Below are 25,364 nucleotides of genomic sequence, written 5' to 3'. Positions count from 1 at the left end.
GTGCATTAAACGATATCACATACCATAGTAGACACAAAAAGAGGCCCGGACGTTCAGTTGTCCGAGTCTCTTTTTTGGATGGTATTACTTTGAATGATATTGCGCGAAATGACTCTTTGCGACGTCGATTTGGTGACGCACTGCATCTTGACCTGTAGCACCGTAAGTTTGACGACGCTTGACGGCTTCATCAGGTTGTAAATATTGATAAATATCTACTTCGATTTGGGTGTGATGATCTTGATACACCTCTAACGGGATGTCGAGTAAATACATCTCATGTTGAATAGCCCACAGTACGAGCTTGCCGACGATTTCGTGAGCCTCTCTAAACGGGATACTTTTTGTTACGAGATAGTCTGCTAACTCTGTCGCATTTGAAAAGTCTTGACGCACTGTTGCTTGTAGACGATCCGTGTTCACAGTCATTGTGGCGACCATACCGTCAAAGATGCGGAGTGACCCTTTGATGGTTTCGATTGCATCAAACAGACCTTCTTTATCCTCTTGCATATCCTTATTATAAGCAAGGGGTAAGCCTTTTAATGTCATCAATAGACTCACGAGATGTCCAGTCGTACGGCCCACTTTACCGCGGATAAGTTCAGCCATATCAGGGTTTTTCTTTTGTGGCATAATAGATGACCCTGTTGAAAAACCGTCAGATAATGTGATGAATTTCGCTTCTTCCGATGACCAGAAAATGATTTCTTCAGCAAAACGAGACAGGTGAATCATCGTTAAGTTAATATTATTCAACGTTTCAACAATGTAGTCACGATCACTCACGGCATCGATACTGTTTTCGTATAATGCATTAAAACCGAGTGATTTTTGTGTTTCATGACGGTCTATTGGATACGTTGTCCCACTCAATGCTGCAGCACCTAAAGGGGAGACATCGATACGTGCCAATGACTCTTTGAAACGCGTCTGGTCACGTTCGAGCATCCAAAAATACGTCATGATATGATGCGCAAATGAAATCGGTTGTGCACGTTGAAGGTGCGTATAGCCAGGCATAATTGTTTCTACATGTTGTTCTGCAAGCTGCAATAACGTTTGTTGAAAAGCATGAATGTAATCAATAATCGTATGCACTTCTTTTTTCGTATATAAATGCATATCCGTTGCAACTTGGTCATTACGGCTACGTCCGGTATGCAGTTTACCGCCAACAGGACCGATACGTTTAATCAATTCATGTTCAACATTCAAATGAATATCTTCTAATGCTGTTTGAAATTCAATTTGGCCTTCGTGAAAGTCGTGTCGAATGTCTTTTAAAGTTTGGATAATCAATTCACTTTCTGCTTCAGTTAAAATATCTTGATGTGCGAGCATCGTTGCGTGTGCAATACTACCTTGAATATCTTCGTCAATGAGCTTTTGGTCAAAGTGAATCGACGCATTAAAAGCATCGACCCATGCTTCTGGTCTCTCTTCAAATCTACCGCCCCAAGCTTTTTTACTCATTCGCATAGCCTCCATGTAACATCGCGTTGACTTGTGTTGGTAAGCCATAAATATCGATAAAGCCCACTGCAGATTGTTGGTTGAACGCATCCTCTTTCGTATAAGTCGCTAATTTTTCATTGTAAAGCGTGTACGGTGATTTTCTACCATTGACGATGGCATGACCTTTGAATAGTTTGACACGTACTTCACCAGTTACATATTTTTGCGTATGGTCTACAAATGTTTTAAGGGCATCAGTTAAAGGTGAGAACCATAAGCCGTTATACACTTGTTCTGCAAATTGCTTTTCAATAATGGGTTTAAAATGCGCCACATCTTTCGTTAAAGTGATCGTTTCTAATGCCTGGTGTGCTTTAATAATCACTTCAGCACCGGGTGTTTCATACACTTCTCTTGATTTAATACCGACGAGGCGATTTTCAATATGGTCGATTCTACCGATGCCATGTTTTCCAGCGCGTTCATTTAAATACAAGATGAGATCATCTAATGCATAATACTCACCGTTAATATGTGTTGGAATCCCTTGATCGAATGTGATTAAAATTTCATCAGCTGTATCGGGTGTATCCTCTAATTCACTTGTTAAATCATAAGCATCTTGTGGTGGAGCAACATATGGATCTTCTAATACACCACATTCATTACTACGGCCCCATAAGTTTTGGTCGATGGAATACGGAGATGCTTTGCCAATAGGGACAGGGATATTGTGTTTTTTTGCATAATCGATTTCTTCTTCACGGCTCCAACCCCATTCACGCACAGGTGCAATCACTTTGAGGTTTGGATCTAATGCTTTAATCGCCACTTCAAAACGCACTTGGTCATTGCCTTTTCCTGTACAGCCATGCGCAATAGCAACGGCATTTGTTTCGTGTGCAATTTCCACTAACTTTTTAGAAATAAGTGGGCGAGACAATGCAGAAACGAGCGGATACGTTTGTTCATACATCAGATTACCTTTGATTGTATAACCGACATAATCTTCCGCAAATTCTTTTGTTGCATTAATCACGTGAGACTCAATTGCACCCATATTAAGCGCCTTTTGATAAACAAGGTCTAAATCTTTTCCTTCACCTACATCCAAACAACATGCAATGACGTCGTATCCTTGTTCAATCAACCATTTAACGGCCACACTTGTATCTAAACCGCCTGAATATGCTAAAACCACTTTATCTTTCATCCTAGTCACCTCTGTTAAAGAATTAATATTTGATTAACTGTACTATAACATAAATGAATTTATATGCAAATACCCAAATAAATATTCATATAAAATGCACGCCAATGGATATGCTTGGGTAAGTCAATTGAATTTGTTGAAACAACTTAGTAAAATGAAGATACGTTAAGTTAAATTAGGAGGCAAAAGTGTATGACACATATCCAATTAGATTATCAAAAAGCTTTAAAATTTTTTGGTCAACACGAATTAGATCAGCAACAAGATGCTGTTAAAGCAATTCACCGTACAATTCACGAAGGTACAGGTGCAGGAAGCGACTTCTTAGGATGGGTTGACCTACCAGTTAATTATGATAAAGAAGAATTTTCACGTATTAAAGAAGCAGCTAAACAAGTACAATCACATTCAGATGTACTTGTCGTAATCGGTATTGGTGGTTCGTACCTTGGTGCACGTTCAGCAATCGAAATGTTAACACCAGCATTCAAAAAAGATAGCGAATATCCTGAAATTATTTTTGCAGGTAATCATTTATCATCATCATATTTACAATCACTCATCGACTATTTAGCCGATAAAGATTATTCAGTTAACGTGATTTCAAAATCTGGTACAACGACTGAACCTGCAGTTGCGTTCCGTATTTTCAAAAAATTATTAGAAGAGAAATATGGTAAAGAAGAAGCAGTTAAACGTATTTTTGCAACAACTGACCAAGCGAAAGGTGCCTTGAAACAACTTGCGACAAATGAAGGCTACGAAACGTTCGTCGTACCTGATGATGTCGGTGGCCGTTTCTCAGTATTAACAGCAGTAGGTTTATTACCAATCGCTGTAGCTGGTATTGATATCGATGCAATGATGGGCGGTGCAGCAAAAGCACGTGAAGAATTATCTTCGGACGATTTATCTTCAAATATTGCATACCAATACGCATCAATCCGTAATATCCTTTACAACAAAGGTTACACTACAGAAATGTTAATCAACTACGAACCATCATTACAATACTTCAATGAATGGTGGAAACAATTATTCGGTGAATCAGAAGGTAAAGACTTAAAAGGGATTTACCCTTCAAGCGCTAACTTTACAACTGACTTACACTCATTAGGTCAATATGTACAAGAAGGCCGTCGTTTCTTAATTGAAACAGTATTAAAAGTAGAAAATCCTGAACACGATATTACAATTGAAGAAGATGCGGATGACTTAGATGGCTTAAACTACTTAGCAGGTAAAACAGTAGATGAAGTCAACACTAAAGCATTCGAAGGAACTTTACTTGCACATACTGACGGTGGTGTGCCTAACATGGTTGTTAAATTACCTCGTTTAGACGCCGAAACTTATGGTTATGTTGTCTACTTCTTTGAATTAGCAGTCGCAATGAGTGGTTACCAATTAGGTGTGAACCCATTCAACCAACCAGGTGTAGAAGCTTATAAACAAAACATGTTTGCATTATTAGGTAAACCTGGATTTGAAGATAAGAAAAAAGATTTAGAAGCACGCTTATAATCCAATAGGGCTGTTGAATAGAATATAAAAAAGGGCTGATGAGCATACGTCTTGTCAGTCTTTTTTATTGCGTACGTTGACTCAGTGCCCTATTGCTTTTTGTTCAGGGATTGAGACATCAAAATTATTTTGTTTCAATGCGTGCAGAGATTTATGATTCAAATGTAAAAGTTAACGTTTTAAGAGAAATTATGATAAGATAAAATTTGTTATGATGAAATTGATAGGATTGGGAGTGCAAAATTGAAGTTTCTGATAAAGATGACATTCGCTCTAATCAGCGCATTGGTCGTTTTAGCCGTCCTCGTTTTGTTTGTTGTAATCCCATATGAAGTAAAACATCAAAATATGGATACAACACTGCAACCCCATGATCGGCTGTTAGTGAATAAAATCGCACCACGCTACAATGGGATTCATCATCAAGATATCGTTGTCTACTATGCGGAAGGTCAATATCGTGTTGGACGCGTGATTGGAGAACCAGGTCAATCAGTTGAATTTCAAAAAGGCCAATTGTATTTGGACCATACCCCTGTGACTGAATCGTATGTGAATCAACAAGATCAGCAGTCATGGTCACTGAAATCACTGCCGAATTCAGAAAGTGATATCATACCGCCAAACTCGTATTTAATATTAAACGATCGTCGTGATGATGACGTCGATTCTCGAAATTTTGGTCTCATTAGGAAATCAACTATTGAAGGTAAGTTATGGATACGTTATTATCCTTTTGATAGAATAACGACTCATTTTTAAAATAAGAGGTGTAAAACTGTGAAAAAAGAGACAATGGAATGGTTGCTGTCTATAGGATTAGCCTTATTGATTGTAGGTCTATTGTATGCATTTGTCATTAAACCCTATAACATTAAAGGTGATTCTATGGACCCTACATTAAAAGATGGAGAAAGAGTTATCGTTAACAAAATAGGGAAAACTTTAGGTCATTTAGATAATGGTAATGTCATCGTCTTTCATGCAGATGAAACGAATGACTATGTAAAACGTATTATCGGTAAACCGGGTGATCATGTCGTTTATAAAAATGACCAACTGTACTTAAATGGTAAAAAAGTAGATGAACCATATTTAGATTATAACCTTAAACATAAAACATATGAACAAATTACGGGTTCATTTGATTCTAAAGACTTGCCAGGTAGCAACGGTCAGAAACAAATTCCGAAAGATAAATATCTCGTGTTAGGTGACAACCGCGAAGTGAGTAAAGATAGCCGTGCTTTTGGTCTTATCGATAAAGATCAAATCGTAGGGAAAGTTGCATTTAGATTCTGGCCATTGAGTGAATTTAAAATCAACTTCAATCCAGATCATACAGATACACAAGAGTAATCATCAATGATCGCGCATGATGAACAGACATCATGGAGTGATTCGATAATCAAAAAACTAACCAGAGGCTGGGAGACGATGACGTTTTCCCGGCTTTTTCTATGTCAAAAAGATCCAACAAGCGACCGACTTTCATAGAGTATCAACTGGGGTTAATGCTATAATAAACTTTAAATAATGAATGCCGATTCGTATTGAAGAAAGATAGGGGGGATTCGATGTTTCGAACATTTTTAGGTCGTGCTGGAACGGGCAAGAGCACACAGGTGTTAGCAGAAATTAAAGACAAAATGAAAGCACAACCGATAGGGCATCCCATCATTATCATCACACCGATGCAAGGGACGTATTTGTATGAACAAGTATTCGTCAAAGACACCGAATTGTTAGGGAGTGTACGTACTGAAGTGTTGCACTTTGAACGACTAGGTCATCGTATTTTTCAAGAAGTAGGTGGGGTGCATGAAAAACGTTTGTCGTCGGTTGCCATCGAAATGATGATTTACGATATTTTACAAGAAGCACAAACAGAGTTGAAGTTGTATCGCTCACAAGTAGGTTATATGGGATTTAGTACAAAAGTGCGTGAACAAATTCAAGACTTTGAAAAGTATGCTGTGACGCCTGAGATGGTTTCGGACATGGCTACCGATGCGCACCTTGAACCGCGCACCCGACATAAGCTACATGACATTGGGTTGATTTATGAAAAACTGCAAGCACGTATGTCTTCGGAATATATTACAGCGGAAGCGATGATGGATCGACTTGTCACGCTTATTCCACAGTCGAAGTGGCTCAAACAAGCAGAAATATACATAGATGGGTTTCATAACTTTTCTACTCAAGAATATCAACTGATCGAAGCTTTAGTGAAGCATGTGAAATCTGTGACGTTAGCATTAACGACAAACGGCGATCAAGATGCATTAAGCATGTTCCGTAAGCCATCTGAGTCGTTGCGTCATTTTGAAGAGATGGCTCACCGTGTCGGTCAGCCACTCGAACGCTTGTATTTTCATACGCAGCACCGATTCAAAGCACCATCATTAACCGTGTTAGAACAGCAGTTTGACGCATTACAACCTGAAAGTCATCACACAGCAGACGAAGGTATTCGCATATTAGAAGCACCGACGACACGTGAAGAAGTTAATGAAGTGGCACGTACGATTTTAAGAGATGTGCGTGAAAAACAGTACCGTTATCAAGATATTGCAATATTGTATCGTGATCCGTCGTATGTCTATTTGTTAGATGCGATTTTGCCACAATATGATATTCCGTACAATATTGATGTCAAAAAGTCGATGACGCATCATCCGATTATGGAAATGTTGCGTGCACTAATCGAAGTGTTACAAACAGAATGGCAGTTTGAACCGTTGATGCGCTTGTTGAAAACGAATGTCTTAACCCAAATGATGCCTGACAGTGCGTATTTAGTCCATTTATTAGAAAATTTTGCGATAGAACGAGGGATTTATGGCAAACGCTGGCTCGATCCACAATATTTTGAACTGAATCAATTCCGTAAAATGGGTATCCGACCGAATGATCCGCTGACGGAAGAAGAGGCTGCTACATTTGAACGTGTGATCGATTTAAAAACGAAAGTCTTTAATCAATTGTTGAATTTTGAAGAAAAATTAGCACAAGGTTCAAATGCCAAAGCTTTTGCGACGTATTTTTATGAAGCGATGGAAGGTTTTGAACTGCCCAATCAGTTAATGACGCAACGGGATATGTTAGATGAGCAAGGTCAACATGAAGCAGCGGAAGAAATTGACCAAATATGGAACGGGTTGATTCGCGTGTTGGATGATGTCGTTACCGTGTTTGGTGACCGTGATATGACGTTAACGCGCTTTTTAGAAGTGTTAGATGTCGGTTTGAACGAACTCGAATTTTCAATGATTCCACAAACGTTAGATCAAGTGACAATTGGGACAATGGATTTAGCGAAAGTGGATAATAAAAAGCACGTTTATATGATCGGGATGAACGACGGCGTGATGCCCCAAGCAATTAACGGCTCTGGTTTGATTTCAGATAATGAAAAGAAAGCGTTTGAAACCTTTGCCGGTGTGCAGTTGAGCCCGACCTCAGATATTTTACAAATGGATGAAGCATTCGTCTGTTATTTTGCGATGACACGTGCGACAGAAACAGTGACGTTCTCATACAGTTTGATGGATGCGAGCGGTGCAGAACGAGAAAAAAGTCCGTTTTTAAATGATGTCCGTCAAATGTTCCGCAACTTAGATATCATCCAATTGACACACCAACACGCACGTGACACGTTATCACTTATAGAACACCCACACCAAACGAAAGTGCATCTATTTGAAGCATTTAAAACATGGTTAGATGAAGGATTGATTTCGGATACTTGGTTTACGACTTATGCAGTGATGGCACAGTACCCACAACTCAATGACGGGCTGACACATTTGAAATCAGCGCTCACATACAATAACGATACCGTACAATTGGATGGAGAGTTGACGACACAGCTTTATGGTAAGGCGATTCATGCGAGTGTGTCCCGTTTTGAAGGGTACCAAAATTGTCCATTTAAACATTATACGTCACACGGTTTGAGGCTCAATGAACGGACGAAATATCAACTTCAAAACTTTGACTTAGGGACAATTTTTCATGATGTTTTAAAATATATCGCCGAAAAGGTTGAAGGACGTTTTAATCAACTCACAGAGCTTCAAATTGCGCAATTGACGAACGACGCATTAGAAACATTGTTACCACATGTACAATTTAATTTGTTAAACTCGACGTCGTATTATCGTTATTTATCACAGCGCATCGGTGCAATAGTTCAAGCCACTTTATATGCGATGAAATACCAAACGTCGCATTCACAATTTAAGCCTATCGCATTTGAAAAGTCGTTCCGTAAATCACCGAAAGATGCATCAGAACTAAAAGCAGAAACGTTGTATACATCACAAGGCATGCCGATTTATATTCGTGGCCAAATTGACCGAATCGATACGTATCAAAAGGAGAATAAAAGTTTCGTCAATATTATTGATTACAAATCATCCTCTTCAAGCGCATCACTCGATTTAGTGAAAGTGTATTACGGCTTGCAAATGCAAATGATGACCTATATGGATATCGCGCTTCAAAACAAAGAACGTTTAGGTTTAGTGGAAGAAGTAAAACCAGGTGGCTTTTTATACATGTACGTGCACCAGTTTAGAGACGAAAAGCGTGCGTGGAATGATATCGAAGCGGCCAAGTTAGATGAAGCCTTCTTGAAGTCGTATCAATTACAAGGATTGCTTAACAATGATGTAGATGTATTAGAAGCGTATGATGAACGATTGACAGCGGGCTTCAAATCCGACATCGTGCCACTCGGTATGAAAAAAGATGGCAGTTTGAATGCGACGAGTAAAGTGGCGGATGAAGCAACCATTTATAAACTGATCCAACATAATAAGCAAAACTTTGTGGATATCGCAAGTCGTATTATGGATGGGCATAACGAAGTCGCGCCAATGCAATACCGCAATCATTTACCATGCCAATATTGTCAATATCAAGCCGTTTGTCACGTAGATAGTATGATTGATAGTCCGAAATATCGTCGAGTGGATGAAAAAATCAATCCCCTTGAAATACTTGCGGTAGAAGAAGAGGAGGATGAAGTATGATTCCAACAAAACCGGAACATGTACAGTGGACCGATGCACAGTGGGAAAGTATATACGCAAAAGGTCAAGATGTACTTGTAGCAGCAGCGGCGGGTTCTGGTAAAACAGCAGTCCTCGTTGAACGTATTATTCAGCGCATTTTACGTGATGGCATTGATGTTGACCGTTTACTCGTTGTGACGTTTACAAACTTGAGTGCACGCGAAATGAAACATCGTGTCGAAGCGCGTATCCAACAAGCCGCTATTGAAGATCCTTCCAATCAACATTTAAAAAATCAACGTACAAAAATTCATCAAGCACAAATTTCAACGTTGCATAGCTTTTGTTTACGTCTCATTCAGCAGCATTACGACGTGTTGGACATTGATCCTAATTTTAGAACTGCGAGTGAAGTTGAAAATGTCCTATTGCTTGAAGAAGTGATTGATGACGTGTTTGAAAAGCATTACGACCGTTTGGATCCAACATTTGTGACGTTGACTGAGCACATTTCGACGGATAGAGATGATGCCGCATTACGTTTAATGGTTAAAAATTTATATGATTTCAGTATCGCAAACCCGGATCCAATTGGTTGGTTACATGCGTTAGATCAACCTTATTTGGAGCGTCATTTGCAGCAGCATTATTTAGATATTTTAAACAAGTATGTCCAGTTGTATTTACAAGCAGCACAAAATGCAATAGAAGAAGCGTATCATCAATTCGAATTAGTAGGGGATTTTCCTAAGCACATTGATTTTATTGAGGGTCACCGCCAATTTTTGCGCCGACTATTAAGTGAACAGTTTATCGACAAAACAGCATTGGCGACTTATCAACTTGGCCGCATCCCACCTAAACCGAAAGCTGTAAAAGAAGATCCGATGCTTGATGCGGCTTATGCAAACTTTAAAGCGTATTATGAGCAATTTAAAAACAATCTTAATGCAGTAAAATCTACATTCGTTGGACGTGATGATGAGACACTGCTTGAGGAATTGCAACACTTAGCGCCGCGTGTGAAATATTTGGCCACTTTAACTGAAGATGTCATTCATACATTCAGTCGTGCGAAACGAGCACGCAACATTTTGGACTTTTCAGATTATGAACATTTTGCGCTACAAATTTTAAGAGATGAACAAGGCGAGCCGTCCGAAATTGCGGCGTTATATCGTGAACGTTTTGAAGAAATATTAGTCGACGAATATCAAGATACGAACCGTGTACAAGAAAGTATTATTGGCAGCATTAAACGAGGGGACGAATCGAACGGTAATTTATTTATGGTGGGCGACGTGAAACAGTCTATTTATAAATTTAGACAAGCGGACCCGAGTCTGTTTATCGAAAAATATCAACGTTTTAACCAACCAGACCAGTCAAGTGGTTGGCGCATTGATTTATCGCAAAATTTCCGTTCTCGTAAAGAAGTGCTCTCAACGACGAACTATTTGTTTGATCATATGATGGATGCTGAAGTGGGCGAAATTGACTACGATGCAGCTGCAAAACTTTATTATGGTGCGCCGTATGATGAGGTCGATATCCCTGTGCAGTTTAATGTCCTCATGGTCGATAAAGACCGAGAGATGACCGCGAGTGAGCAAGAGGCGTATTTTATTGCGCAACAAGTACAGACGATTTTAGAAACCCAAAAAGTGTATGATCCGAAAACAGGTGCGTATCGTCCAGCACAATATAAAGATATCGTCATCCTTGAAAGAAGTTACAGCAATGTAAGACTTATTCAACAAGCGTTTAAAGATCAGGATATTCCGCTATTTGTGAATAGTAAGCAAGGTTATTTTGAACAAACAGAAATCCGCTTAATGTTGTCGTTTTTACGTACGATTGATAATCCGCTACAAGATATTTATTTAGTCGGTTTAATGCGTTCGGTCATTTATCAATTTACAGAAGATGAACTGGCTAAGATTCGTATTGTATCACCGCAAGATAACTATTTTTATCAATCCATTCAACATTACATGGATGATGAAGCGGCGGATCCTGCAATTGTGGCAAAGTTAAAGCCGTTTTTAAATGATTTAGCACGCTACCAAGACTACAGCCAACGTCATCCAGTATACCAACTCATCGATAAACTGTTTAATGATCATTACATCATTCAATATTTTAGTGCACTTGTAGGTGGGCGTGGCCGTCGTGCGAATTTACATGGGTTGTTTAATAAAGCTGTCGATTTTGAAAATTCTAGTTTTCGCGGTTTATTTCAATTCATTCGTTTTATCGACCAAATGATTGAACGAGGCAAAGATTTTGGTGAAGAAAATGTTATTGGTCCAAATGATAATGTCGTACGTATGATGACGATTCATAGTAGTAAAGGTCTTGAATTTCCATTTGTCATTTATTCAGGGTTAACGCGCGACTTTAATAAAAATGATTTAGGAAAACCTGTTGTATTGAATCAACATGCAGGTCTCGGTTTACAATATTACGATGAAGCACGAGGATTGTTTTATCCATCGCTTATTTCTATGAGTATCGATCTGATCAATCAAAAAGAGTTAATCTCTGAAGAAATGCGCTTGATGTATGTTGCCTTAACACGTGCGAAAGAACAACTCTACTTAATTGGGACGTCCAAAAAAGCAGATGCACTCGAGATGATGGCAGCCGCTACAATCACTGATGAAAAATTAGCAGCCATTGACCGATTTAATGCGAAAAACCCGTTTCAGCTGATATACAGTATTTTGAGTAAACATCAGAATACGAATATTCAGCGCCATCAACGTTTTGAAGTGGATGTTGAGACTTTGGATGCAGCTGTCAAGCCGCGACTTCAGTTACAACATATTGATGCAGGTGACGTGTTACCAACAGAACAAGATTTGGCGACATATCAAGGTCACGTGATCGAAGCGTTAGAGGCGAGACTTGCAGCGACCCCGTTAGATGATGAACTTGCGCAACGTGTGATACAACAATTGTTGTATGTTTATCCGTATCAACAAGCTGTACAACAAGTTTCAAAGCAATCTGTTTCAGAGCTTAAACGTCAACTCGATACAGAACAAGCCGATACGAACTATGAGCGTGTCCGACAATATCGTTTAGGCGTGGCCACGTATGAGCGGCCGCAGTTTTTACAAGAACAACAACATACTGCAGCAGAAGTAGGAACATTGATGCATACGGTTATGCAACATCTGCCATTTAAAGAAGCCGGATTAACAGATCAAGCATTAAATGACTACATTGAATCATTGGTCGAACGTTCAATCATTCGCGCACATGATGTCAATGTGATTGTGATTGAAGAAATTAAACGTTTCATTCAAAGTGATTTGTATGACCGTATTGCGAGAAGTGACGAAGTGTATACAGAATTGCCATTTGTCGTGAATCAACATCAAGTCGAACATACACCAGATACGACAGATGCCTCTATTATTCAAGGGATGATTGACTTGGTCTTTAAAGAAAATGGCCATTATTACTTCTTGGACTATAAAACCGATGCACTCATTCGTCGTAAAGGGATGTCCGATGAAGCGTTGGAAAGACAATTGAAGGAGAAATATCGTGTTCAAATGCAATATTATCAACGTGCATTAGAAACCATTTTAAAATGCCCAGTAAACGGCTATTTATACTTCTTTAAATATGGCGAACTCGAGATTTAAGCGGCTTTACTTTAAAAATTTGTGATTTGTCCAAAATATTCGTTATAATATGACTAAGATATACGTTAGGAGCTGATTATGAATGAAATTCCTATCATTCAAATATAAAGGTGAAACTTCATATGGAGTGAAGGTAAAAAGAGAAGAAGCGGCTTGGGATTTAAAACAAGTCTTTGCAAACTTTGGAGAAGGTGATTTCCATCCCAAAACATTGCTCGAAGGATTACAACAAAACCAAACTTTAGACTTTCAAGAGCAAGTACGTAAAGCAGTTGTTGCTGCAGAAAACAGTGGTAACGGCGATGCGTATAAAGTGAAATTTGAGGATATCGAATTTTTACCACCAGTAACACCTACGAATAACGTCATTGCATTTGGCCGTAACTATCAAGCACATGCTGAAGAGTTAAAGCATGAAGTGGATCGTTTATATGTATTTACGAAAGCAGCTTCGTCATTAACAGGTGATGAAAGTACGATTCCGAACCATCAAGACATTACAGACGCTTTAGATTATGAAGGCGAGCTGGGTGTCGTAATCGGTAAATCAGGCGAAAAAATTCCAAAAGGTTTAGCGTTGGATTATGTATATGGTTATACCATCATTAATGACATCACAGACCGTAATGCACAAAAAGCACATGACCAAGCATTCTTGTCTAAAAGTTTAACAGGGGGTTGCCCAATGGGGCCATACATCGTGACAAAAGATGAACTTCCTACACCTGAAAACGTAAATATCGTGACAAAAGTAAACAATGAAATTCGTCAAGATGGGAATACGTCACAAATGATTTTGAAAATTGATGAGTTAATTGAAGAAATTTCAAAATATGTGGCGTTACACCCAGGAGACATTATTGCGACAGGTACTCCAGCAGGCGTCGGTGCGGGTATGAATCCGCCGAAGTTTCTACAACCTGGTGATGAAGTGAAAGTCACGATTGATAATATTGGAACGTTAACAAACTTTATTGCGAAAGATTAATATGAAATAAGCATCAAGTGATTTTGCGCTTGGTGCTTTTTTATTGATGGCGAAGATAGTGTTTTTAAATTGCCGAACACACCCCTTGGACAGCGAAGCTATGATGGCAATTAAGAACCACAAAACATAGGGGGCAAGTTTAACACAAATATGACATCAAAAGCATCGAAAATTTTTGTGTCTCATCCTCTTCAGTGCATGTTATAAAAATGTTGCTGTTTGCTTTGATTATTTTTATAAGTGTTTGGAATAACAATAATTAGGTAATTAAAATGTGTAGAAGGCTATATTATGTTATGATTGAAAAGATACGCAACATAAGGAGGTGACCGAACATGTTTTTAATCAACGTGCATATTGTCAGTTGGATTGTTCTTTTGATTTTATTTTATGCGTCGTATGAAAATTATTCAAATAAGCAAGGCCCGACGCTATTATTTAAGTCACTCCACATGGCGACACGATTATTTATGCTTCTCGTTTTAATTACAGGCTTTTGGCTAGCAATCAAAGCATTTTCAGCTCCGGGTGTGAGTCATATGTTGATGACTTTGAAAATGGTTGGAGGTATAGCTGTTATTAGTTTAATTGAAGTGACTTTAACGCGTAAGAAGAAAAAAGCGCCAAGTCGAGGTCTATTCATTGCTACTTTTATTGTGGCTATTGTGACCATTATTTTAGGCGCTATTTTACCGTGGGGCCCGATTACAGGCTTATTTCATTAGGGAACGCAAGTTTAAATTGGGAGTCATTCATGAGCGTATAGTTAGTCATACAAGATGTGAAAAGCGAGGGATATGTCACCATGACCCCTCGCTTTTTTTCATCTTATAGATTGCGCGCTTTATAACCTAACATATTAATTAAATCTTTAGGGTGTGCAAATGGAGGCGCATAAGCAACTTCAAATTCTGTCAATTCGTCAATTGTTGCTTGATGCATTAATGCCATAGTCAAGACGTCAATACGCTTATCAACATCTTTTTGTCCCACTGCGGCTGCTCTTAAAATGCGGCGTGTCTCTTTGTCAAAGTATGCTCTTAAATGGACTTTACTGTTGCCAGGGTAATAACCAGCGTGTGTATAAAGGTTGACTTCCACCATTTGATAATCAAAGTTTTTTAATTCTTGAGGTGAGATTCCTGTACTTGCTAAGGTGTAATCGAAAAATTTAACAATATTGGCACCGACGTAACCTTTAAATGTCACTTCTGGATGACCTGCTATTTGTTCAGCGATGATACTTGCACCGCGATGTGCACCCCAAGCGAGTGGTACGTGTGCAGGGAGGTCAACGTGACGATAAAAGCTTGTGACAATATCACCAACCGCATAAATGTTTGGAATATTCGTTTCAAATTTGTCATTGACTGGAATATAGCCCTTTGCATCAAGTTGAATACCAGAATTTTGAATGAACTCTGAGTTAGGGCGAACACCCACGCCAGCAATGATTAAATCATAGTCTTCAACAGCACCTGAGGTAAATGTCACTGTATGCCCATCAATAGACTTGATTTCTTCGTTTAAACGGTATGGAATATTGTACTGGTTCAACGCATCAAAAATGACACTGTTCATGTCTTGATCCATCAGTTTATTCACTGCTTCAGAACGGTGAATGAGTGTTGGATGCAGACCGCGATGATGCATATTTTCTACCATTTCCAAGCTGACGTACCCAGCACCGACAATTAAAACAGTTTTCACATTGTACTGACGGATATATGTATCAATCTGGTCAGTATCATCCATATTTCGTAACGTGAAAAGATGTGGGACATCGAAATTAAGTTGACTTGCACGTGCACCAGGACTCAATACTAAAGCATCATAAGCGTCTTCAAATGTTTCACCTGTAAAATGGTTTTTGACTGTCACTGTCTGTTTTTTATCATCGATTTTGAGCACTTCATGTTTTACTTTTACGTCAATGTCTTTATAAGCTTTAAACTTTTCTGGATTTGTCGATAAAATATCGTCTCTTTCTTCGATGACATTTCCAAGGTAATAAGGTAAACCACAGTTCGCAAAGCTCATAAAACTATCTTTTTCATATACTGTAATACGGCTGTCTTTGTCTAAACGTCGAATTTGGCTTGCACTTGTTGCGCCACCAGCTACTGCACCGACGACAATAATATGCTTCTTCATGTTAATATCTCCTTTTTCTATCTCTTATTTTTATTTATCTTTAGGCATATTTAAATTAAAGAAACGATTCAAATAAATCCCGATACCGTCTTCATTATTAGATAATGTTGTTTCTTTTGCGACATGTTTCAGTTCATCGATGGCATTTCCCATTGCAATACCATGAGTCGCATACTTAATCATTTCTAAATCATTATCTTCATCACCAAATGCAATAATATGGTCATGCTCGATTTGGAGACAGTCTTTCACGATATCAATTCCGACTGCTTTACTGATGCCCTTTTTGACAATTTCAATGACAGGGAAAGGGGCGCCCCAACGACGATGTTCAATATTTTCAGCATAGAAGCGTGTCAACACTTGTTTCACACGTGGAATCATGGCTTCTTCTGCTTCAATTAATAGTGAAGTCGGATCTTCATTTAAGTTTTCGCGAAGATCGCCCACTTTTGTTACAGGATTGCCCATGGTAAAGCCTTCAAAAAGACGAGGGTCAGGTTGGTCTAAAAAGACACAATCTTTCACTTCAGCAATCATATTTTTGACTTTCATATTTTTCAAAGTTTCAATAATGCTCGTTGCAAGTCCTTCATCTAAACGATGGTGTTGAACTGGGAATGTCTCATCATAAGGGTGATGAACAAATGCGCCATTAAAGTTAACGATAGGCGTATCCAATCCAAGCTCGTTGTAGTAACGTTGACTTGCACGATAAGGGCGGCCTGTTGCAATGATGATGGCATGCCCTTGTTGTTGTAGTGCTTTTAACACACGAAATGTATATTCTGGAATTTCTTTTTCATCATTTAAAAGTGTTCCATCTAAATCCAAACAAATTAAATGTTGTTTCATTCATACTCTCCTTAATACCAAGTTTCAGTGTATTCATATCATAGCATTTTATTGTGGAAAAGTGGGGATTTTGTTATATTGTTACTAGTGAAATTGAAAATGAGGTGATACGGATGGAAGAGGCACTTAAAGATAGTATTTTAGGCGCGCTTGAAAATGTCATTGACCCTGAATTAGGGATTGATATTGTCAATTTAGGTCTTGTATATAAAGTTGATTTAGATGATGATGGTTTATGTACTGTAGAAATGACACTCACTTCAATCGGTTGTCCATTAGGGCCGCAGATTGTTGACCAAGTTAAAACAGTATTAGCAGAACTTCCAGAGATTCAAGATACCGAAGTGAACATCGTTTGGAATCCACCATGGAATAAAGACATGATGTCACGTTATGCTAAAATTGCGTTAGGTATCAGCTAATATTTTGAAGTTGTTAAAGGGGCTTTCTCAATTGTGAATGCAATTTTGAAGGTCTTTTTATTTACCTATGGGGAGCATACCAACTTACTGCACTCTCCCATGACACCTTGAAGTGACAGCTTAATAGCATCATTGGAAGTGTAGCGATAACGATGTTAAAAAATTTTAGACACGTAATAAAACGCTTACATGAATTTTGCGAATATAATTGCACGAATGAAAACAAAAGTATACAATATATAATCAATACATTAAATTTGGAAAGAATGATGTTTGTGTGGAATTTTAATCAACGAGACAGAAAACCTATCAACCCGCGATACATGCCTGGGTTAGACGGTGTTAGAGCGGTTGCAGTTATCGCAATCATTATCTATCATCTCAATCCCCAATGGTTGTCGGGTGGCTTTCTAGGGGTAGATACATTTTTTGTAATTTCTGGTTATTTAATTACGAGTTTGTTATTAACAGAGTATCATAATACAGGAAAAATTAAATTGATGTCATTTTGGCTAAGACGTGTGAAACGACTGATTCCTGCAGTGCTCTTTTTAGTCATGGGTGTCATTGTGCTGAGCTTAATTTTCATGCCTACGGAAATTCAAAAAGTACGTGCGGATAGTATTGCGGCAATATTTTATGTGTCGAATTGGTGGTACATCATGCAAAATGTCGATTACTTTGAACAATTTGCAGTACAACCATTAAAACATTTATGGTCATTAGCAATAGAAGAGCAATTTTATCTCGTGTTTCCGATTGTGTTACTCAGTTTGTTAAGCTTTATACGTCGTCTGAAATCAATACGCATCATATTTTTAATTTTACTCGTCATCTCCATGATCGCGATGATGGTGTTATATGTACCGAACGAAAATGTTGCACGTGTTTATTTTGGTACTGATACACGGATACAAACATTATTGATGGGGGTATTGCTTGCACTGGTTTGGCCACCATTTCAATTAAAAGCAAAAGTGAACCGTCAAATGCGCACGATGATCGATACTGCGGGTGTCGTCGGCTTGGCGATTTTGTTCATTTGTTTCAAGTTCGTATCTGAGACGAATAGTATCCTGTATTACGGTGGATTTTTTCTCATTTCAACGGTCACATTATTAGTTATCGCGAGCAGTGTGCATCCTTCAGGGTATTTTGCGAAGTTTTTAGGTAACAAAGTTTTTACTTTTATTGGTAGTCGTTCATATAGTTTGTATTTATGGCATTATCCGATTATTGTGTTAATTCACCATCAGTTCGTGCAAGGCCAAATTCCACCTTTAGTTTATGTCGTTGAAATTTTATTAATGGTGCTCATGGCGGAATTTTCTTATAAATTTATCGAACAGCCATTTAGAAAAGAAGTCTTTAACATTTTTGCCTTTAATCATTTGAAAAATTGGCGTTCACAAAAAGTTTTACGGACATGGTTAGTGATTATTTTACTCATTCCAACGTTACTCGTGATGGTGGGGAGCTTTAACCGTTTCGCCCAAAAAAATAGTACGCGAGTGACAGAAGTAAATACCGAAGAAATTGATAAATTGATTACCCAGCCACTGCCGTTACCGCAACTTGAAATTGATGGCTTTGTCGTGAAAGGGAATAAGCAAAAATATGCATCATGGAAGCCGTTATTAATTGGTGATTCCGTGATGGTAGACATTGGCGATGACTTTAGATCATTTGTACCTAAAGCAGACATTAACGGTAAAGTGGGACGTCAATTGGTCGAAGCTACTTCTCTTGCTAAACGACAATATCAAAGCTATCGTGATAAAAATGACATTGTCGTCCTTGAATTAGGGACAAATGGTGATTTTACAGAAGAACAGTTGAACAGTTTGCTCGAACAATTTGGCGAGGCCGATATTTATCTTGTCAATACGCGCGTTCCACGTTCTTATGAGTCACATGTGAATCAAGTGTTAGCGAAAGCCGCGAAAAAACGAGCGAATGTGACGTTAGTTGATTGGTATAGCCGTTCTGAAAACCATACAGAATATTTTGCGCCGGATGGTATTCATTTGCAGCCACCAGGTGTACACGCATTAACGAACAGCATTATTCAAGCGATTGAAAAAAATCACGGTACGAAGAAAAAGAATAAGTAAGAAAATAATTGGGGAATAAGTCATTAAGATTACCCAGTCCCTTTCCTATGATTTGTCAAAGGTGTGTGAATTAAAATTGACATCACTAAACTCAATCGTCCAATGTTTACTTTTTTGAATCAAGTGTTAGGATGTATTCGATTATATGGTTTCGTCAGTGTGATGCTTTCTAATAATCATATCATTTATCATTGACTAATAAATAGTGAATGATTTTTAATAAGCAATGGATATTTGCTATTACGGCAGTCTTGTGGGCTTTCTCATTAGGCTGCTCTTTTAATTTAGAATAATCACCCACAATATGACTTTGATAATGATCTCTACCATAAGATTGCGAGGCCATGATGGCAGTCTAAAACTACTAATCATAAGGAAGGCAAGTTCAACAAAAATATTTCATCAATAGCATCCAAAACTTTGATGTCCTTATTTTTAATGATTGAAAAAGCTGTATGGGGTTAAATATATGGGGGAGTATTTAAAAATAGTCAAAAAAAGTCAAAGCTATCGATTGATTTTTAGTGAATGTGGACTTATAATAGAATTAAGGTCAAAGAAAGTCAAAGTCAATTCGACCTATTCCAATAAAGGAGTGAGACATTTTGGACATTAATCAAATGACACATGCGATTCAAAATGCACTTCAAAAAGCAATTGAACATGCGAAAACGTACAAATTAACAAATGTAGAAGTAGAGGCTGTATTAAAAGCAGTTCTTGAAGCACCAGAAAGCTTATTTCAAAGTATTTTAGAACGTGCAAACATTGATACGCATGCTTTAAATCAAGCCTATGAGGACAAGCTAAAAAATTATCCAACAGTGAAAGGTGACAACGTCCAATACGGGCAATATATGTCGCCTCAAATGAACAATTTATTCGTTAAAGCTGAAAATTACATGCAAGAATATGATGATCAATATATTTCGATGGAACATGTTTTACGTGCGGCCATCGATGTTGATGAAACGACGAAACGATATGTTGACGGTAAAAAAGAGGTCATCATTGAAATCATTAAAAAGATAAGAGGAGGGAATCATGTGACTACACAAAACCCTGAAGTAAACTACGAAGCATTAGCAAAATATGGTCGTGACCTCGTTGAAGAAGTGCGTAAAGGTAACATGGACCCTGTCATTGGTCGTGATGAAGAAATACGTAATACGATTCGTATTTTAAGTCGAAAAACGAAAAACAACCCTGTACTTATTGGTGAACCCGGTGTTGGTAAAACGGCGATTGTTGAAGGATTGGCACAACGTATCGTGAAAAGAGATGTGCCGGATTCATTGCTTGATAAGACCGTGTTTGAATTAGACTTGAGTGCGCTCGTTGCAGGTGCGAAATACCGTGGTGAATTTGAAGAACGACTCAAAGCGGTATTAAAAGAAGTGAAAGAATCAGAAGGCCGTATTTTACTCTTCATAGATGAAATTCATATGTTGGTCGGTGCAGGTAAAACGGACGGTGCGATGGATGCCGGCAATATGCTGAAACCGATGTTAGCTAGAGGTGAACTTCACTGTATTGGTGCGACAACATTAAATGAGTATCGTGAATACATCGAAAAAGATTCTGCGTTAGAGCGTCGTTTTCAAAAAGTTGCGGTTGCAGAACCGACTGTTGAAGATACGATTTCTATTTTAAGAGGTTTGAAAGAACGTTATGAAGTCCATCATGGCGTGCGTATTCAAGACCGCGCACTCGTTGCGGCAGCGGAATTGTCAGATCGCTATATTACAGATCGGTTCTTACCGGATAAAGCGATTGATTTAGTGGACCAAGCTTCAGCAACGATTCGAACAGAAATGGGTTCAAATCCAACTGAACTCGACCAAGCGAATCGTCGTGTGATGCAGTTAGAAATTGAAGAAAATGCATTGAAAAAAGAGTCCGATAAAGCAAGCCGTATTCGTTTGAAAGAATTGCAAGAAGAATTAGCTGAAGAAAAAGAAAAACAAGCAGCATTGCAAGCACGTGTGGAAAATGAAAAAGAAAAAATTGCAAAAGTGCAAGAAAAACGTGCAGAACTTGATGAAAGTCGTAAAGCATTAGAAGACGCAGAAAACAACTATGACCTTGAAAAAGCAGCAATTCTTCAACACGGTAAAATTCCAGAATTAGAAAAAGAACTAAAAGCGTTAGAAGCGGCATTCCAAGAAGAAAAAGGTACAGACTCAGACCGCATTATTCGTGAAGTTGTGACAGACGAAGAAATCGGTGAAATCGTCAGTCAGTGGACAGGTATTCCTGTGTCAAAATTGGTCGAAACTGAACGTGAAAAATTATTACACTTATCCGATATTTTACATGAGCGTGTTGTAGGCCAAGATCGTGCGGTAGATTTAGTAGCAGATGCGGTTGTACGGGCGAGAGCAGGAATTAAAGACCCGAACCGTCCTATTGGTTCATTCCTATTTTTAGGGCCAACAGGGGTCGGTAAAACAGAATTAGCCAAATCATTAGCGTCATCATTGTTTGATTCTGAAAAACATATGATTCGCATAGATATGAGTGAATATATGGAAAAACACGCAGTCTCTCGTCTAATAGGAGCGCCTCCAGGTTATGTGGGTCACGATGAAGGTGGTCAATTAACAGAAGCAGTGAGACGCAATCCTTATTCAGTCATTTTGTTAGACGAAGTAGAAAAAGCACATACAGATGTCTTTAACGTATTACTGCAAATTTTAGACGAAGGTCGCTTAACAGATTCAAAAGGGCGTAGCGTTGATTTCAAAAACACAATTATCATCATGACAAGTAATATTGGTTCACAAATTTTACTTGAAAATGTGAAAGATAGTGGCAAGATTGATGACGCAACAGAAAAAGCAGTCATGAACAGTTTGAATGCATACTTCAAACCTGAAATTTTAAACCGTATGGACGATATCGTATTATTCAAACCATTAACTGTTGACGATATGCAAATGATTGTTGACAAAATCTTAATTAATTTGAATATCCGCTTAATGGATCAACGTATTACGTTAGAAATTTCGGATGAAGCGGCAAAATGGATGGGTGAAACAGCTTACGAACCCCAATTTGGTGCACGTCCACTTAAACGTTTCGTGCAGCGACATGTCGAAACACCACTTGCACGTATGATGATTAAAGAAAACTTACCAGAAGGCACAATCGTACGTGGTGATTTGAAAGATGGCGACATTCATTTTGAAGTTGAAAAGCCTCAGCGTACACAGCATGAAAACTAATGTAATAAAATGAAAATGGATTGTAATATTTGATTTGTATTCCCGCCCCAATTCTCATTTAAAATGAATTTAAGGGTGGGAATTTTTGATATCAAAGCCAAATACTGTGATGTTATTCTAAAAATTCGTCATGTACTGTGTCGTTTCAAAGTCGTCGTATCTTATTTGAAAATAAACCTTTATTTTTTGATCTAGAAATATTATTATCCATATAACCAAAATTTTGAAGCGTAATAACTTCTTCTTATCGCAATAAATATAAAAAACTTAATAGAAATATTGAGGTTTATTAAAAAAAGTTTTAATATAGATGTGTGAATAACGTATTAGTCTAATTCGCAAATTATACATAGAAAAGGTGAATCATTTGAATAAGTGGTCAAAAACAACAGCAGCACTTTTAGCACTCGGTATTGTTTCTTCTAGTGTATCTACTGTGACATATGCGTCAGGCGATGAAGCAGTTAAAACTGAGCAAGCAGAGAAAAGTAAGACAGCAGTAAAAGATCAAACAGCTCAAATGTTAGGCCAACAAAACATCATGAGTGTTGCTTGGTATCAAAACTCAGCAGAAGCAAAAGCATTATATGCACAAGGCTATAACACAGCAAAAGAAACATTAAGTAAGAAAATTAAAAACCATCATGGTGGTAAAAAGTTAGCAATCGTTCTTGATATTGATGAGACCGTTCTTGATAATTCTCCATATCAAGCCATGAGTGCATTAAAAGGTAAAGCTTTTCCAGAAGGTTGGCATGAATGGGTTCAATCTGCACAAGCTAAACCTGTTTATGGGGCTAAGTCGTTTTTACAATATGCAGACCGCCACGATGTTGAAATTTTTTATGTTTCAGACCGTTCGCATGAAAAGGACTTAGACGCGACAATTAAAAATTTAAGAAATGAAAAGTTACCACAAGCTGACAAGAAGCATGTGTTATTGAAAAAAGAAGGAGAAAAAGGGAAAGCTGAACGCCGTGATAAAGTACGTACAGATTACAATTTAGTGATGTTATTTGGCGACAACTTACTTGACTTTGATGAGCCTAAACAACCGACAGCGAAATCACGTGAAGCTTTAGTTAAGCAACATGAAGATGATTTCGGTAGCAAGTACATCATTTTCCCTAACCCAATGTATGGCAGCTGGGAAGCGACATTATACGACAATAACTACGGTTTAGAAAACAATAAAAAAATTCAAAGTCGTGAACAGTCATTACGTTACTTTGATGCGAAAACCAATAAAGTAAAATCATATGAAATGAAGTAAATTTTACTAAAATCTAAAAAACTGATGAGGCATGATTGAAGTCTCGTCAGTTTTTTTACATAGGGGCAAGCACTTTGAAATACGTAAAAAGGCTAGAAATTGAACAAAACTTCTGTTCAACATCCAACCTTTTCAACATTGCATACTATGTCAAATCTCATTCGTTTCTTGTGATTGTTTGGGTGGTGTCGTTGCAACATCTAACAATGCAAGTGCAATTACCATAATGACAGCGACAAACAGTGGTGTCACAACATTGAGTGGACCGCCACCACTCAAGCTATTTAAAACGAAATTAATCATTTCTACAAGTAAAATAGCCCAAATCAATGTGATGAAGTATTTCATTGTATATTGCCTCCATTTAATTGATAATTCTATTATAGTATGCTTCAGATGTTTTGTATACCATCCCTAGCATGTCACTTGTCTTTTTTTGTGACAATATGTTAAATTAATACCTGGTATTAAAAAACTTAAAAGAAGGTGTTCAAACCATGAATGTAGGTATTAAAGGATTTGGCGCATATGCCCCAGATCGTGTTATCGATAATGCATATTTTGAATCATACCTAGATACATCTGACGAATGGATTTCACAAATGACTGGGATTAAAGAACGTAGATGGGCAGATGAGAACCAAGATACATCTGATTTAGCGTATGAGGCAAGTATTCGTGCGATTGAAGATGCAGGTATCGATGCACAAGACATAGACATGGTTATTGTTGCAACATCTACTGGAGATCATCGTTTTCCAACAGTGGCAAATATGTTACAACAGCGACTAGGACTTGGTAAAGTTGCATCTATGGATCAATTAGCCGCATGTTCTGGATTTATGTATGGTATCATTACAGCGCGTTCATTTGTATTATCAGGTGAATATCAAAATGTGCTCGTAGTGGGTGCAGATAAACTTTCAAAAATTACAGATTTAAATGACCGTTCAACTGCTATTTTGTTTGGAGACGGTGCCGGTGCAGTGATTATTGGCGAAGTATCTGAAAATCGTGGTATTCTGAGCTATGAGTTAGGTTCAGATGGTGTGGGTGGCAAATACCTTTACCAAGATCAAGAAACAAACTTTATTCGTATGAATGGCCGCGAAGTTTTCAAATTTGCGGTACGTGTGATGGGTGAATCGTCACAACGTGCAGTTGAAAAAGCGAATTTAGGTCCAGATGATATTAATATGTTTATTCCACATCAAGCAAATATTCGTATTATGGAGTCAGCACGTCAACGATTAAATTTACCAAAAGAAAAAATGAGCGTCTCAGTAGATAAATATGGTAACACATCAGCGGCTTCTATCCCGCTCAGTGTCAAACAAGAATTGGAAAATGGAAGCATCAAAGACGATGATGTTGTTGTATTTGTAGGCTTCGGTGGAGGACTGACTTGGGGCTCAATCGTCATCAGATGGGGTAAATAAATAGAGGAGGAAAT

At 38.1% G+C, this 25,364-nt stretch carries 17 protein-coding genes and 1 pseudogene; 12 read left to right on the top strand and 6 right to left on the bottom strand.

What is annotated here, in order from left to right:
- Nucleotides 1-84: 84 nt before the first annotated feature.
- Together argH and P3U61_RS08955 are read right to left on the bottom strand one after the other, a co-directional pair.
- Nucleotides 85-1,476, bottom strand: coding sequence for an argininosuccinate lyase (argH, locus tag P3U61_RS08960; protein WP_096533209.1), 1,392 nt, complete (start codon nucleotides 1,474-1,476; stop codon nucleotides 85-87).
- Entirely contained in the window at nucleotides 1,469-2,671 is a 1,203-nt protein-coding gene (locus P3U61_RS08955; protein ID WP_014614400.1) for an argininosuccinate synthase, read from the bottom strand. The genes argH and P3U61_RS08955 overlap by 8 nt, the downstream gene beginning before the upstream one ends.
- A 192-nt stretch (nucleotides 2,672-2,863) precedes the next feature.
- Here P3U61_RS08955 and P3U61_RS08950 point away from each other — a divergent pair, with 192 nt between their 5' ends.
- The 7 genes from P3U61_RS08950 to P3U61_RS08920 all read left to right on the top strand — a co-directional run bounded on the left by P3U61_RS08950 (nucleotide 2,864) and on the right by P3U61_RS08920 (nucleotide 14,591).
- On the top strand, nucleotides 2,864-4,195 hold the full coding sequence (locus P3U61_RS08950) for a glucose-6-phosphate isomerase (RefSeq protein WP_014614399.1): 1,332 nt from the start codon (nucleotides 2,864-2,866) through the stop codon (nucleotides 4,193-4,195).
- A gap of 243 nt (nucleotides 4,196-4,438) precedes the next feature.
- On the top strand, nucleotides 4,439-4,957 hold the full coding sequence (gene lepB, locus P3U61_RS08945; protein ID WP_172425806.1) for a signal peptidase I: 519 nt from the start codon (nucleotides 4,439-4,441) through the stop codon (nucleotides 4,955-4,957).
- Between the two features lie 18 nt (nucleotides 4,958-4,975).
- The gene (gene lepB, locus P3U61_RS08940) at nucleotides 4,976-5,554 is read left to right on the top strand and encodes a signal peptidase I (RefSeq protein ID WP_014614397.1); all 579 of its coding nucleotides are present in this window, start codon (nucleotides 4,976-4,978) and stop codon (nucleotides 5,552-5,554) included.
- Nucleotides 5,555-5,772: 218 nt separating this feature from the next.
- Nucleotides 5,773-9,237, top strand: a complete 3,465-nt coding sequence (gene addB / locus P3U61_RS08935; RefSeq protein WP_323695689.1) for a helicase-exonuclease AddAB subunit AddB — start codon at nucleotides 5,773-5,775, stop codon at nucleotides 9,235-9,237.
- Nucleotides 9,234-12,878 carry a helicase-exonuclease AddAB subunit AddA gene (addA, locus tag P3U61_RS08930; RefSeq protein ID WP_323695688.1) on the top strand — a complete coding sequence of 1,215 codons (3,645 nt, stop codon included), beginning with the start codon at nucleotides 9,234-9,236 and terminating at the stop codon, nucleotides 12,876-12,878. The genes addB and addA overlap by 4 nt, the downstream gene beginning before the upstream one ends.
- Nucleotides 12,879-12,960: 82 nt before the next feature.
- The gene (locus P3U61_RS08925) at nucleotides 12,961-13,866 is read left to right on the top strand and encodes a fumarylacetoacetate hydrolase family protein (protein ID WP_014614394.1); all 906 of its coding nucleotides are present in this window, start codon (nucleotides 12,961-12,963) and stop codon (nucleotides 13,864-13,866) included.
- A gap of 335 nt (nucleotides 13,867-14,201) precedes the next feature.
- Nucleotides 14,202-14,591 (top strand): YisL family protein, encoded by a 390-nt coding sequence (locus tag P3U61_RS08920; RefSeq protein ID WP_014614393.1) that lies wholly within the window; start codon nucleotides 14,202-14,204, stop codon nucleotides 14,589-14,591.
- Nucleotides 14,592-14,694: 103 nt separating this feature from the next.
- Here the strand turns inward: P3U61_RS08920 and P3U61_RS08915 are convergent, their stop codons facing one another.
- Both P3U61_RS08915 and P3U61_RS08910 read right to left on the bottom strand, forming a co-directional pair.
- Nucleotides 14,695-16,020 (bottom strand): CoA-disulfide reductase, encoded by a 1,326-nt coding sequence (locus P3U61_RS08915; protein WP_014614391.1) that lies wholly within the window; start codon nucleotides 16,018-16,020, stop codon nucleotides 14,695-14,697.
- 30 nt (nucleotides 16,021-16,050) lie between these two features.
- The gene (locus tag P3U61_RS08910) at nucleotides 16,051-16,875 is read right to left on the bottom strand and encodes a Cof-type HAD-IIB family hydrolase (RefSeq protein WP_014614390.1); all 825 of its coding nucleotides are present in this window, start codon (nucleotides 16,873-16,875) and stop codon (nucleotides 16,051-16,053) included.
- Nucleotides 16,876-16,988: 113 nt separating this feature from the next.
- Here P3U61_RS08910 and P3U61_RS08905 point away from each other — a divergent pair, with 113 nt between their 5' ends.
- Entirely contained in the window at nucleotides 16,989-17,297 is a 309-nt protein-coding gene (locus P3U61_RS08905; protein ID WP_014614389.1) for a metal-sulfur cluster assembly factor, read from the top strand.
- A gap of 269 nt (nucleotides 17,298-17,566) precedes the next feature.
- Nucleotides 17,567-19,411 (top strand): acyltransferase family protein, encoded by a 1,845-nt coding sequence (locus P3U61_RS08900; protein ID WP_096533212.1) that lies wholly within the window; start codon nucleotides 17,567-17,569, stop codon nucleotides 19,409-19,411.
- A gap of 181 nt (nucleotides 19,412-19,592) precedes the next feature.
- Here P3U61_RS08900 and P3U61_RS08895 read toward each other — a convergent pair.
- A pseudogene (locus P3U61_RS08895) lies at nucleotides 19,593-19,739 on the bottom strand (IS110 family transposase); the annotation flags it as partial.
- Between the two features lie 277 nt (nucleotides 19,740-20,016).
- On the opposite strand from P3U61_RS08895, the gene clpB reads away from it, so the two are divergent.
- Entirely contained in the window at nucleotides 20,017-22,638 is a 2,622-nt protein-coding gene (gene clpB, locus P3U61_RS08890) for an ATP-dependent chaperone ClpB (protein ID WP_014614386.1), read from the top strand.
- Between the two features lie 367 nt (nucleotides 22,639-23,005).
- Nucleotides 23,006-23,911: a 5'-nucleotidase, lipoprotein e(P4) family gene (locus P3U61_RS08885; RefSeq protein ID WP_014614385.1), complete on the top strand. Its 906-nt coding sequence runs from the start codon at nucleotides 23,006-23,008 to the stop codon at nucleotides 23,909-23,911.
- 150 nt (nucleotides 23,912-24,061) lie between these two features.
- Here the strand turns inward: P3U61_RS08885 and P3U61_RS08880 are convergent, their stop codons facing one another.
- On the bottom strand, nucleotides 24,062-24,259 hold the full coding sequence (locus tag P3U61_RS08880; protein ID WP_014614384.1) for a DUF2929 family protein: 198 nt from the start codon (nucleotides 24,257-24,259) through the stop codon (nucleotides 24,062-24,064).
- 149 nt (nucleotides 24,260-24,408) lie between these two features.
- Between P3U61_RS08880 and P3U61_RS08875 the strand changes: the two genes are divergently transcribed.
- Complete coding sequence (locus P3U61_RS08875) at nucleotides 24,409-25,350, top strand: beta-ketoacyl-ACP synthase III (RefSeq protein ID WP_014614383.1); 942 nt, start codon at nucleotides 24,409-24,411, stop codon at nucleotides 25,348-25,350.
- Nucleotides 25,351-25,364 lie beyond the last annotated feature (14 nt).

It is taken from the genome of Staphylococcus pseudintermedius (genome assembly GCF_034042775.1).
In the GTDB taxonomy this organism is placed as follows: Bacteria; Bacillota; Bacilli; order Staphylococcales; family Staphylococcaceae; genus Staphylococcus; species Staphylococcus pseudintermedius.
This window is presented reverse-complemented; position numbering and strand designations above follow the sequence as displayed.